Origin of the sequence: Eoetvoesiella sp. (assembly GCF_035555955.1) — a bacterium.
Taxonomy (GTDB): Bacteria; Pseudomonadota; Gammaproteobacteria; order Burkholderiales; family Burkholderiaceae_B; genus Eoetvoesia.
The window spans coordinates 1-10,714 of sequence record NZ_DATMGA010000025.1 but is presented as its reverse complement, the minus strand read 5'-3'; the positions used below and the strand labels follow the sequence as shown (position 1 = coordinate 10,714).

The 10,714-nt window shown below is 61.5% G+C and carries 10 protein-coding genes; 5 read left to right on the top strand and 5 right to left on the bottom strand.

Annotated features, from left to right (window positions below; translation table 11 throughout):
- Window positions 1–514 precede the first annotated feature (514 nt).
- Both VNT00_RS07440 and VNT00_RS07435 read left to right on the top strand, forming a co-directional pair.
- On the top strand, window positions 515–1,330 hold the full coding sequence (locus tag VNT00_RS07440; protein WP_325586032.1) for an MBL fold metallo-hydrolase: 816 nt from the start codon (window positions 515–517) through the stop codon (window positions 1,328–1,330).
- Window positions 1,331–1,483: 153 nt separating this feature from the next.
- Window positions 1,484–2,518, top strand: a complete 1,035-nt coding sequence (locus tag VNT00_RS07435) for an aromatic ring-hydroxylating dioxygenase subunit alpha (RefSeq protein WP_325586030.1) — start codon at window positions 1,484–1,486, stop codon at window positions 2,516–2,518.
- A gap of 22 nt (window positions 2,519–2,540) precedes the next feature.
- Here VNT00_RS07435 and VNT00_RS07430 read toward each other — a convergent pair whose 3' ends face one another.
- A complete protein-coding gene (locus tag VNT00_RS07430) occupies window positions 2,541–3,161 on the bottom strand; it encodes a cysteine hydrolase family protein (RefSeq protein WP_325586028.1) in 621 nt (206 codons plus the stop codon).
- A gap of 5 nt (window positions 3,162–3,166) precedes the next feature.
- Window positions 3,167–3,712 (bottom strand): 3-hydroxyanthranilate 3,4-dioxygenase, encoded by a 546-nt coding sequence (locus VNT00_RS07425; protein ID WP_325586026.1) that lies wholly within the window; start codon window positions 3,710–3,712, stop codon window positions 3,167–3,169.
- Between the two features lie 123 nt (window positions 3,713–3,835).
- On the opposite strand from VNT00_RS07425, the gene VNT00_RS07420 reads away from it, so the two are divergent.
- On the top strand, window positions 3,836–5,083 hold the full coding sequence (locus VNT00_RS07420) for a LysR family transcriptional regulator (protein WP_325586024.1): 1,248 nt from the start codon (window positions 3,836–3,838) through the stop codon (window positions 5,081–5,083).
- Here VNT00_RS07420 and VNT00_RS07415 read toward each other — a convergent pair.
- Genes VNT00_RS07415 through VNT00_RS07405 form a run of 3 tightly spaced genes read right to left on the bottom strand, consistent with a single transcriptional unit; the run spans window position 5,070 to window position 7,894 of the window.
- Window positions 5,070–6,197 carry a deoxyguanosinetriphosphate triphosphohydrolase gene (locus tag VNT00_RS07415; RefSeq protein ID WP_325586022.1) on the bottom strand — a complete coding sequence of 376 codons (1,128 nt, stop codon included), beginning with the start codon at window positions 6,195–6,197 and terminating at the stop codon, window positions 5,070–5,072. The two genes, VNT00_RS07420 and VNT00_RS07415, sit on opposite strands and share 14 nt — an antisense overlap.
- Before the next feature lie 9 nt (window positions 6,198–6,206).
- Window positions 6,207–7,292 (bottom strand): 3-dehydroquinate synthase, encoded by a 1,086-nt coding sequence (aroB, locus tag VNT00_RS07410; RefSeq protein WP_325586020.1) that lies wholly within the window; start codon window positions 7,290–7,292, stop codon window positions 6,207–6,209.
- A complete protein-coding gene (locus tag VNT00_RS07405) occupies window positions 7,289–7,894 on the bottom strand; it encodes a shikimate kinase (RefSeq protein ID WP_325586018.1) in 606 nt (201 codons plus the stop codon). The genes aroB and VNT00_RS07405 overlap by 4 nt, the downstream gene beginning before the upstream one ends.
- 115 nt (window positions 7,895–8,009) lie before the next feature.
- Here VNT00_RS07405 and VNT00_RS07400 point away from each other — a divergent pair, with 115 nt between their 5' ends.
- Both VNT00_RS07400 and lptM read left to right on the top strand, forming a co-directional pair.
- The gene (locus VNT00_RS07400) at window positions 8,010–10,463 is read left to right on the top strand and encodes a penicillin-binding protein 1A (protein WP_325586016.1); all 2,454 of its coding nucleotides are present in this window, start codon (window positions 8,010–8,012) and stop codon (window positions 10,461–10,463) included.
- Between the two features lie 133 nt (window positions 10,464–10,596).
- The coding region (gene lptM, locus VNT00_RS17890) for an LPS translocon maturation chaperone LptM (RefSeq protein WP_414650906.1) at window positions 10,597–10,714 on the top strand (118 nt) is incomplete at its 3' end.

Below are 10,714 nucleotides of genomic sequence, written 5' to 3'. Positions count from 1 at the left end.
GGAGGCGAAGGGGCCGGTCATGGGAACGATGAGCCCGATCTTGAAGGGCTCGGCCGCCGAGGCGGGCGCGGCAACCAGGCTGGTCGCGGCGGTTGCCAGGCATGCTGCCGCAAGGGCCGTCTTGATGATGCGTTTCATTGTCTCTCCTAGGAATCGGCACATTGACGACTTGGGCCGATGGTTATTTCCCTACGGACATGCAAAGTGAATGCCCTTAGGAAACGCTGTAATCATTGTTATGGGGTATCGAGGCTTACCATTCTTGCCTCGAACCATCAACGCGTCGACACCAAAATGCTTTTAAGGGTATCTAAAAAGCTTATAACCGCATGCGACAGTACAACAAACGGTGGCACAATCAGCCAAAAGTTGTTCTGTGCATCCAGGAAAAAGGGCGGATCAGATGGCTAAAAGCAGGCTTGATATAAACCTATGCGGACATGGGCTTCATTTCGGCAATGCCGAAATAACCCGCGTGCAGGACTACCACGGCCCAGGCTTCAAGAGCACATTCATGTTCCCGGACTTCATCCCGGAAATGTGGCAGGCACAAAAGGATTGGCTCGTTCCACGCTTCTACGATCCGGACGAAGATCGCATCCAGACCAGCATCCACAGCTGGTTGGTTCGCACCGCCCACCACACAATACTTATCGACAGTTGCATCGGCAATCACAAGCACCGGCCAATCAACCCCCGCTTCCATATGCGCAATGAGCCATGGATCGAACGCCTGGCCGCCGCCGGCGCGAATCCCGAAGACATTGATTTCGTCATGTGCACACACCTGCATTCCGACCATGTCGGCTGGAACACACGGCTGGAAAACGGCAAGTGGGTGCCAACGTTTCCCAACGCAAAGTACATCTTCACCCGCGACGAGTTCGAACGATGGGACGAGCGCCGGCCGGATCACGTGCCTCGCGAGTCCGAAGAATTCGTGTTTGCCGACAGCGTGCTGCCGGTCGAAGAAGCGGGACAAATGGTGCTTGTGGACGACGGCTATACCGTCGACGATTTGCTGACGGTTGAGCCCGCTCCGGGACATACCCCCGGACATGTCAAGATCCGCCTGAAAACCGCCGGGCAGCAAGCGATGTTCTGCGGCGATGTGATCCACCATCCCATACAACTGCCCTACCCCGAGGTCTGGTCGGTGTTCGACGACGACCCCAAGCAGGCTCTTCAAACCCGCCTGAGCGTCCTGAACGACTGCATGAACAACGGCATCGTGTTGTTGCCAACGCATTTCGCGGATCCCTTCGCTTGCCGAGTCGAGGCCAACCTCACCCGGCCGCAGCCGTCTTTCCTGCCCTCTTGGCGCCTATGACCAGCTTTGCCCGGCTTTGTTGCACGCACGCACCTGCAAAGCCGTCCCGAATCGATCGTAATCACTACGGCCCCATGGCGGACATACGGATTCACCGCATTTGCCGGCAAGGCCGGGCAGGCAATACTTCGGCCTGAAAAAAGGAGACAACGAATGTCGATCTACATCAAGAATGCGTGGTACGTTGCCGCATGGGCCAAAGAGGTCGGCCGGGAACTGCTAAAGCGCAATATCATGGGTGAGCCTATCGTCTTTTATCGCAAGAACGATGGCACCCCCGTAGCGCTGACCGATCGCTGCGCACACAAACTGCTGCCTCTTTCCATGGGAAAGCTGGTAAACGACAATCTTCAATGCGGCTATCATGGCATGGAGTACGACTGCAGTGGCGCATGCGTTCGCATCCCGGGGCAGGACCGGATACCGGCTACCGCCAAGGTGCGCAGTTTTCCGCTGGTAGAACGCTATAACGCCATCTGGATCTGGATGGGCGATCCGGCCATGGCCGATCCAGCTAAAATTCACGAAATCCGCAGGATCAACGAGCCGGGCTGGACGATCATCGACGGTGGCTACCAGCTTCATGGCGGCGATTACTTGAATATCGCCGAGAATCTTCAGGATCCTGCACACACCACCTACGTACACCTACGCACCATTGGCAATCCTGCCACCAGCGAAGTTCCTGTCAAAGTAGAGCAAGGGGCCGATTATCTAGTTACCTACCGGTGGTCCAACGACGTCCCGCCGCCACCCATTGATAAACGGAATGGCAATTTCCAAGGGCTTGTCGACCGTTGCCAGTATTACTACTATTTCGCGCCCTGTGTCTCGCGGGTGGATGTCGTCACGATGGAAGCCGGGCAAGAGCATACTGAAGAAAACATGGACAAAGGCCTGCGCCTGCACGGCTACAAGTTCTTGACCCCCGAGAGCGAAACCACGACACATTTCTTTTGGATGCAGTTGCGCAACTTCGGCATTGACGACGAAAAGCTGCAAGCCGATCAGTTTGCCGGCCTCGATCAAACTTTCGCTGAAGACAATGTGATCGTCACCGCCGTGCAACGCGAGCAGGCGGCAACAGGCATACGTCAGCAGACATGGCTGTCCATTGATGCAGGACCATCCCGTGTCAGGAAAATGCTGGAGGACATGGCGGCAGCCGAACAGGCTTCAACGCAATAAACTGCTGGGCACACTGATGCCATCACGCCGCCACCCTGCGGGACAGCAATGCCGCCACCTTCTGCGACGGCACGACGGCGCCGATGTTGTTGCGCACGGTGGCCAGGGTTCCTTCGTGGCCGATGCGGCTGTTGCTGCCGACACAGTCTTCGGCAAGCACGATGTAGTAGCCGTGGAAGAACCCCTCGCGCAGCGTGGAGTCGACGCACACGTTGGTGGCGACCCCGGTGATGATCAGGGTCTTGATGCCTTGCGCGCGCAGGGCCTCATTGAGGCCCGTACCGTAGAAGCCGCTGAAGCTGTGCTTTTGCACGACGATATCGCCCTGGGCCGGCTCGACCCCGAAAGGGGCCGCCCCCCAGCTGCCTTCCAGGCAGCAGCCTTCTTCGCCGCGCTTGACCCTGTAGGACTCGGTCAGGTATTTGAAGTCGTAGATGGAATGGATCCACACCACCGGCACGCCGGCCTGGCGCGCGCCATCTATCAGAACCCGGATATTGGCCGCCACGGTCGGGGCAAAGCTGACGTCGTAGTTGCGCCGCGTATGCAAATAGCCGCCTTCGGCGCAAAAATCGTTTTGCATGTCGATGACGAGCAACGCGCTGTGCTCGGGCCGCAACTGCTCTTCAAGCGTGCTGGGCATGCTGCTCATGCCTTGGCCGCCCACTGCTCGGGAACCGGCATGACCGTGCCGCACTTCTTGCAGGTGCGGAACTCTTCCGATCCGTAGAAATTATCGTAGGCGCGCGAAACCGGATCGGCTTTGTAGTCGTCGACGGTGTAGAACTCTTCGTGAAGAAAGTGATCGCAATTGGGGCAGAACCAATGGAAACGGTCGATCTCGCCCGGAAGGCGCGCGCGCTCGATGACCAATTGGAACGAGTCGGGCGCAAAGCGCGGCGAATGCGGCACGAAGGGCGGCTGGAACAAGCACGAACCCTGGGGCACGAAGGCGACTTTTTCTTCGCCCCCCGGAGTGCGGTAATGCAGGTTCAGGTCGCCCTTGATCGAATACTGAACTTCATAGCTGGGGTTGATATGGAATTCGCTGCGGTACTCGCGGCCGCGCGCCACAAAAGCCAGTGAATCCGGCGTCAACCACAATTGATGCGTTCTCTTGCCTGTTTCCAGCAAAGAACGCATGATGGCCTCGAGATCGAGATTGGGCATGACGAAGTTTGGCGCAACCAGCATGGTGTTTCTCCTGAGTTCGGCCCGCAAGCGGGCCCGCTACAATGATTACATTCTGGCATGTGTCCTCATTCTTTCGTCATCTAAAACGCTTCTAACGACACCGAAACGCCTTATGAGCCCGCTGTGAAATCCAACTCCCCGGAACCCGCCATCCCGCACACCAAACACCTCCGGGTCTTCCACGCCGTCTGCCGCCTTGGCAGCATGACGAAAGCCGCCGACGAACTCAGGCGCGCGCCATCCGCGGTGCAAAACTCGATCCAGCAACTCGAAGAGGCGCTGGGTGTAAAGCTGTTCGAACGCACGACCCGCGGCATGCTGCCCACCGACGCCGGCAAGGTACTGGAGCGGCGGGTGGAGTTCGCGTTCGAAGAAATGCAGGCGGTGCGCGACGCCCTGAAGGAAATCTACGAAGAAAGCGGTCTGCAGCCGCGCAACGCCCCCATCTTCTCGCTGGCCGTCAACGAGCGCCGGCTGGCCGTGCTCGTCGCGTTCTCGGAGCACAGGCATATGGGCGCGGTGGCGCAGCAAATGAATATTTCGCAGCCGGCGGTCAGCATCGCCCTGCGCGACATGGAAGTCAGCACGGGGCTGGCTTTGTTCGACCGCTCCACGTCCACCATCCGGCTGACGTCCGTCGGCGAGCTGCTGCTGGTGCACATAAAAAGGGCGCTTACCCAATTGCGCCTGGCGGCGGAGGAAATCGCCGCCATGCACGGCGTCATGGAAGGCCGTGTCACCATCGGCGCCTTGCCCTTCGGGCGCGCCTACATCCTGCCCTCGGCCATCGCCAGCCTGCACAAACGCTACCCGCAATTGCACTTCACCACGGTGGAAGGCCCATTCGAAACCCTGACCCACGGCCTGTGGTGCGGCGACATCGACCTGGTGCTCGGCGCGTTGCGGCCCGTCGAGCAATACGCCGACCTGATCCGCGAAGACCTCTTCAGCGACCGCATGGTCGTCATCGCCAGAGCCGGCCATCCCCTGGCGGCGGATCAGGCCTGCAATGTGCGCGAAGTCCTGGACGCCGACTGGATACTGCCCAGGCGGCGCACACCCACGCGCGAAGTCCTGCGCGTGGCCTTCGCAACACTGGGCATGCCGCAACCCGGCGTCGCCGTCGAATCCTCGGATCTATCCATGATTCGCGGGCTGCTGCTCAACAGCGACATGGTTACCGCCGCCTCCCGCCACTTGTTCCAGCCCGAGATCGACGCGGGCTCGCTGGTCGTCCTGCCCATCGATCTGCCCGAAACCAGCCGGCCCATCGGCATACTGCGGCGCACGCAAGACCACTCGTCGCCGGGCGCGCAACTGCTGATCGAAGAAATCCGCTCGATGGGCCATATGCCCATCAATCCATGCTGAACAGCGCCCTGTGCTCGCGGATCGCGTAGCGGTCCGTCATGCCCGCAATGTAGTCGGCAATGGCCCGCGCCTGCGCCACGTCGTCGTCCCGCCGGTACTCGGCCTGCAGCAGCCTGGGCTCGTTCAGGAAGGCCACGAACAGCTCCCGCACAATGCGGCGAGCCTTGGTCGTCATGCGCATGACCCGGTAATGCCGGTACAGATTGGTCAGCAGGAAGTGCTTCAAGGCGTCGGCCTGCGCGCGCATGGAGGACGAGAATGACGCCAGGGGCGGCGCGGCGCGCACCGCGTCGGCGCTGTCCGGCTGCTGCCGAAGAATATTGGCCCGCGTGGTTTCCGTAAGGTCCAGCACCAATGTATTGATCATGGCGCGTATGGTTTCGGAAACGGCGCGGCGCCGGTCTATATTGGGATAACGGCGCATGACCTGGGAATAATGGGTCGAAAAGATCTCGAGCATCTGCAACTGCTCGATCGTGATCAGTCCCGAGCGCAGGCCGTCGTCGATATCGTGATTGTTATAGGCGATTTCGTCGGCAAGATTGGCGATCTGCGCTTCCAGGGAAGGCTGGGTGCGCTCGAGAAACCGCGCGCCCACCGCGCCAAGCGTGCGCGCATGCGACACCGAACAATGCTTGAGTATGCCTTCGCGGGTTTCGAAGCACAGGTTCAGGCCGTTGAACGCCGCATAGCGCTCTTCCAGCTCGTCCACCACGCGCAGGCTCTGCAGATTGTGCTCGAAGCCGCCGGCGGCGGGCGCAAGCTCGTGCATGCAGGCATTGAGCTCGTCCTGGCCCGCGTGGCCGAAAGGCGTATGGCCCAGGTCGTGGGCCAGTGAAATGGCTTCGGTCAGGTCTTCATGCAGGCCCAGGTTGCGCGCCAGGGTCCGGCCGATCTGGGCCACCTCGATACTGTGCGTAAGCCGCGTGCGGAACAGGTCGCCTTCGTGGTTGATGAACACCTGGGTCTTGTATTCCAGCAAGCGGAATGCATTGCAGTGGATGATGCGGTCGCGGTCGCGCTGGAACTGGCTGCGGCCAACCGGCGGCGCTTCGGCATGCACGCGGCCGCGGGTCTGCTCTGGATCGCAGGCGTAAGGCGCCAGTTGCGTCATCGGCACGCCTTACAGCACCGGCACGGCGGTCTTGTGCAATACCTGCCGCAATTCGTCCATCGGGGCGGACTGGAACACTGCCTTGCCGATCTCGGGCAGCATGATGAAACGCAATGTGCCGCCTTCGGTTTTTTTGTCGACCTGCATGAGTTCTATCCAGTGCTCGGTGCCCAGATTGGGCGGCGTGACCGGACAGCCAATGGCATGCACCAGGCTGTGCACGCGCCTGGCGCTGGCTTCGTCCAGGCCCGCAACCAGCACGGACAGCTCGGCGGCCTGGGCCATGCCGCAGCCCACCGCTTCGCCGTGCAGCCACTCGCCAAAGCCCAGGCCCGCTTCGATCGCATGGCCGAAGGTATGGCCGAAATTCAGGATGGCCCGCAGGCCCGATTCGCGTTCGTCCTGCGACACCACATGGGCCTTGAGCTCGCACGAGCGTTGAATGGCGTACGTGACGGCATCGCGGTCCAGGGCGCGCAGCGCCGCGACGTTCTGCTCGCACCAGTCGAAGAATTGCGCGTCGATGATGCAGCCGTACTTGATGACCTCGGCCAGGCCGGCGCTGATTTCCCGGGCCGGCAGGGTTTTAAGGACATCGGTATCGATTTCGACGGCAATGGGCTGGTAGAACGCGCCGATCATGTTCTTGCCCAAGGGATGGTTGATGGCCGTTTTGCCGCCCACCGAAGAATCCACCTGCGCAAGCAGGGTAGTGGGAACCTGCACGAACCGGATGCCGCGCATATAGCTGGCCGCGGCAAACCCGACCATGTCGCCGATCACGCCGCCGCCAAGCGCCACCAGCACCGCCTTGCGGTCGCAGCGGTTTTGCAGCAGGCCGTCGAAAATCAGGTTCAGGGTCTGCCAGTCTTTGTAGGACTCGCCGTCGGGCAGCTCGATGTAGATGACACGCTTGCCGGACCTGCCCAGCGCGTCTTGTGCGCGGGCTTTGTAGTGCGCCGCCACCGTCGGGTTGCTGACCAGGGCGATGGACGTGGCGTCGTGGGGGATGGCCTCGGCCAGGCGATCCAGGCGGCCGGCTTCGATATTAATGGGGTAGCGCCCTCCCGGCGTATCGACGTGTACCGTGGTCATGAATGCTTCTCGTAGTTTTGCAATAGCGGAATCAGGGCGCGCACCACATGCGGCACCGGCATGCTGCCCGTGTCGAAAGTCAGCGCGGCAACCTCATCGTACAACGGCTCGCGCTGGCGCAGCAGGTCGAGCAGCCGCTCGCGCGGATTATCGGTTTGCAGCAAAGGGCGATGACGATCGCGCGCCACGCGTTTGTAGAGCTCGTCGCCGCTGGCCCGCAGGTACACGACCACACCGCGATCCTTGAGGTAGCCGCGGTTTTCGGCGGCCAATACGGCGCCGCCGCCCGTCGCCAGGACGATGCCGGGCGTGCGGGAGTATTCGTCCAGCAGCGCGGTTTCACGGCGCCGGAAACCTTCTTCGCCCTCGATCTCGAAGATGGTGGCAACCCGTACCCCGCAACGATCCTGCAGCGCCAGGTCGAGGTCGACGAACTTGCGGCCCAGCGACCGCGCCAGGTGGCGGCCTATCGTGGTCTTGCCCGCCCCCATCATTCCGACCAGGAAGATAGGCTTGTCGTAAGGCAGCAACACGGTTTCGGCCGCCTCGGCGCTGCCGGCGGGTGACGCCGACGCGGCGTCCAAACGTAAAGAGTCATTCATTTGTGTATTATCCCACTTGCAATCCCACCATAGACTGCTGCACTGCATTAATTTGTTACACAAACCCGTTGTGCAAACCGTAGTCTGGCGCGAGTTGGACTTAAAATCGCCCTCAATGAGTTCCTCTACCAAATCCTCGCAAAATTCCTCCCCGCAATCCCGTTCGTGGCTCGGGCGCTTTATCCTCAAGATAGTCGTCTTCGCAGCCGGCCTGGGGTTGTGCGGCGCGCTGCTGGGCGCATTGGCGCTTGCGTTGGCCTGGCCCAACCTGCCCGACCTCAGCGCCCTGACCGACTACCGGCCGCGGGTTCCCTTGCGCATTTACACCGCCGACAAAGTGCTTATCGGCGAATACGGCGAAGAGCGCCGCAACGTCCTGAGCTTCAACGAAATTCCGGATGTCATGAAGTCGGCCATTTTATCAGCCGAGGACGACCGCTTTTACCAGCACGGCGGCATCGACTGGCTGGGCGTGGTGCGCGCCATGGTCGCCAACGTGGTGAACATGTCCAAGGCGCAGGGCGCCAGCACCATCACCATGCAGGTCGCCCGCAACTTCTATCTGAGTTCCGAAAAAACCTATACCCGCAAGTTCTACGAACTGCTGCTGACGTTCAAGATCGAATCCACCTTGTCCAAGGACCAGATCCTGGACCTGTACATGAACCAGATCTATCTGGGCCACAGGGCATACGGCTTTGCCGCGGCGTCGCGCACCTATTTCGGCAAGCCGCTGTCGGAAATCACACCCGCCGAAGCCGCCATGCTGGCCGGCATCCCCAAGGCGCCGTCGCGCTTCAACCCCATTGCCAACTTCTCGCGCGCCAAGGCCCGCCAGGGTTATGTGCTTGGGCGCATGAAAGACCTGGGCTACCTCACTGAAGACGAATACAAGCAGGCCATGGCGCAACCCATCGTGCTGAAATCCGCGCCAGGCACGCCTACAGGCGGCTACGCCATCCATGGCGACTACGTCGCCGACCTGGCTCGCCAACTGCTGTACGGTGTCTACCAGGACAACGTCTATTCGCGCGGCTTCAACATCTACACCACCATCAAGTCGGGCGACCAGGAAGCCGCCTACAAGGCCGTGCGCGATGGCGTGCTGGACTACACGCGCCGCGCGCCCTATCCCGGTCCTGAAGAAACCATCGACCTGCCCGCCGGCGTGGAAAACGACACCAACAAACTCGACGGCATCCTGGATTCGCTGCAGGACAAATACACAGACAGCGACGATTTGCTGGTGGGCCTGGTGCTTTCGGCCAGCCCCGACAAGGTCGTCGTGGCCCGCTCGTCGCAGGAAATCATCGACGTCACCAACAAGAACGCCCTGAAGGTCATTGCCCGCGGCCTGGTGAAAAACGCCAAGGAAAAGGTCAGGATCCAGCGCGGCTCGGTCGTGTATGTCCGCAAGAACGGCGACTACTGGGAGATCATCAACAAGCCCACCGTGCAGGCGGCCTTTGTCTCGATCCGCCCCGAGGACGGCGCCATCCAGGCCATGGTCGGCGGCTTCAGCTACGGCGACGACCAGTTCAACCGCGTTACCAATGCCTGGCGTCAGCCCGGCTCGTCGTTCAAGCCGTTCATCTACGCCTCGACGCTGGAACGCGGCATGACACCCGCCACCCAGGTGTCCGACGAACCGTTCATGCTTACCGCCGAACAAACCGGCTCCAAGCCATGGTCGCCGAAGAACTACGGCAACGCCTACGAGCCCATGCTGACCATGCGCCAGGGCCTGTATAAATCCAAGAACATGGTGTCCATCCGCCTCATGCAGGCGGTGGGCCCCAAATACGTGCAGGACTACATCACGCGCTTCGGCTTCGACCGCGCGCGCAACCCCGCCGTGCTGCCCCTGGCGCTGGGCGCGGGCGCCGTCACCCCCCTGCAACTGGCCGACGGCTACTCGGTATTCGCCAACGGCGGCTATCGCGTCCTGCCTTATCTTATCGACCACATCACCGACAGCAGCGGCAAAGTCATCATGCAGGCCAAGCCCATCGTGGCCGGCGACGCCGCCGCCCGGGTCGTCGATCCGCGCACGGTATACGTCATGGACGACATGCTGCGCGGCGTGGCCACCTACGGCACCGGCGCGCGCGTGCACCGCGAGCTGAAACGCGACGATATCGGCGGCAAGACCGGCACCACCAACGATTCGCACGATGCCTGGTTCGCGGGCTTCACACCCAAGCTGGTGGGAGTCGCCTGGATGGGCTACGACCAGCCCCGCTCGCTTGGCGTGCGGGAAACCGGCGGCGGCGCCGCCCTGCCCATCTGGCTGGACTACATGCGCTACGCCCTGAAGAACCAGCCGCAAACTCCTCCGGGCCCCATGCCCGCCGGGTTGGAAAAAATCAACGGGGACTACTATTTTTCGGAGTTCCCCCCTGGCCAGGCAGTCGCCCGGGTGGGCCTGCCCACTCCCGACGATGCCAATGCGGCGCCGCCCGCCGACGCCATCAACAACCTGGTCAACCAGTTGTCCAGCAGCAACAACAACGGGACGGGCGACAACTTCAACGGCACGCCGGCGCAAACCCAGCGCGTCCAGTTCTAGCAAGCCGGCGAGCGAGTCCGCACATCCGAACCCGGATGTGCGGGTCTGCGGGGCCGGAAACAAAAACCTGCGCCACACGCCGGACACCCCATTTCGTTCATAATGACGATTTACCCGATCGTGGAGTCCCGCCATGCAAGCGCCCAAACCCGCAACGTCCGCCCCATGGGCGAGCCGCCTCGCAGCCGGCCTGGTGCTGTTGTCGCTGTTGAGCGCCTGCGGCCTGAAAGGCCCGCTGTACATGCCTGAAC

Excerpts from the sequence above, each read along its gene's own strand:
- VNT00_RS07430 (WP_325586028.1), bottom strand. The coding sequence starts at position 3,161 with ATGCCCAGCACGCTTGAAGAGCAGTTGCGGCCCGAGCACAGCGCGTTG.
- aroB (WP_325586020.1), bottom strand. The coding sequence starts at position 7,292 with ATGACCACGGTACACGTCGATACGCCGGGAGGGCGCTACCCCATTAAT.
- VNT00_RS07440 (WP_325586032.1), top strand. The coding sequence starts at position 515 with ATGTTCCCGGACTTCATCCCGGAAATGTGGCAGGCACAAAAGGATTGG.
- VNT00_RS07415 (WP_325586022.1), bottom strand. The coding sequence starts at position 6,197 with ATGACGCAACTGGCGCCTTACGCCTGCGATCCAGAGCAGACCCGCGGC.
- VNT00_RS07435 (WP_325586030.1), top strand. The coding sequence starts at position 1,484 with ATGTCGATCTACATCAAGAATGCGTGGTACGTTGCCGCATGGGCCAAA.
- VNT00_RS07400 (WP_325586016.1), top strand. The coding sequence starts at position 8,010 with ATGAGTTCCTCTACCAAATCCTCGCAAAATTCCTCCCCGCAATCCCGT.
- VNT00_RS07405 (WP_325586018.1), bottom strand. The coding sequence starts at position 7,894 with ATGAATGACTCTTTACGTTTGGACGCCGCGTCGGCGTCACCCGCCGGC.
- VNT00_RS07425 (WP_325586026.1), bottom strand. The coding sequence starts at position 3,712 with ATGCTGGTTGCGCCAAACTTCGTCATGCCCAATCTCGATCTCGAGGCC.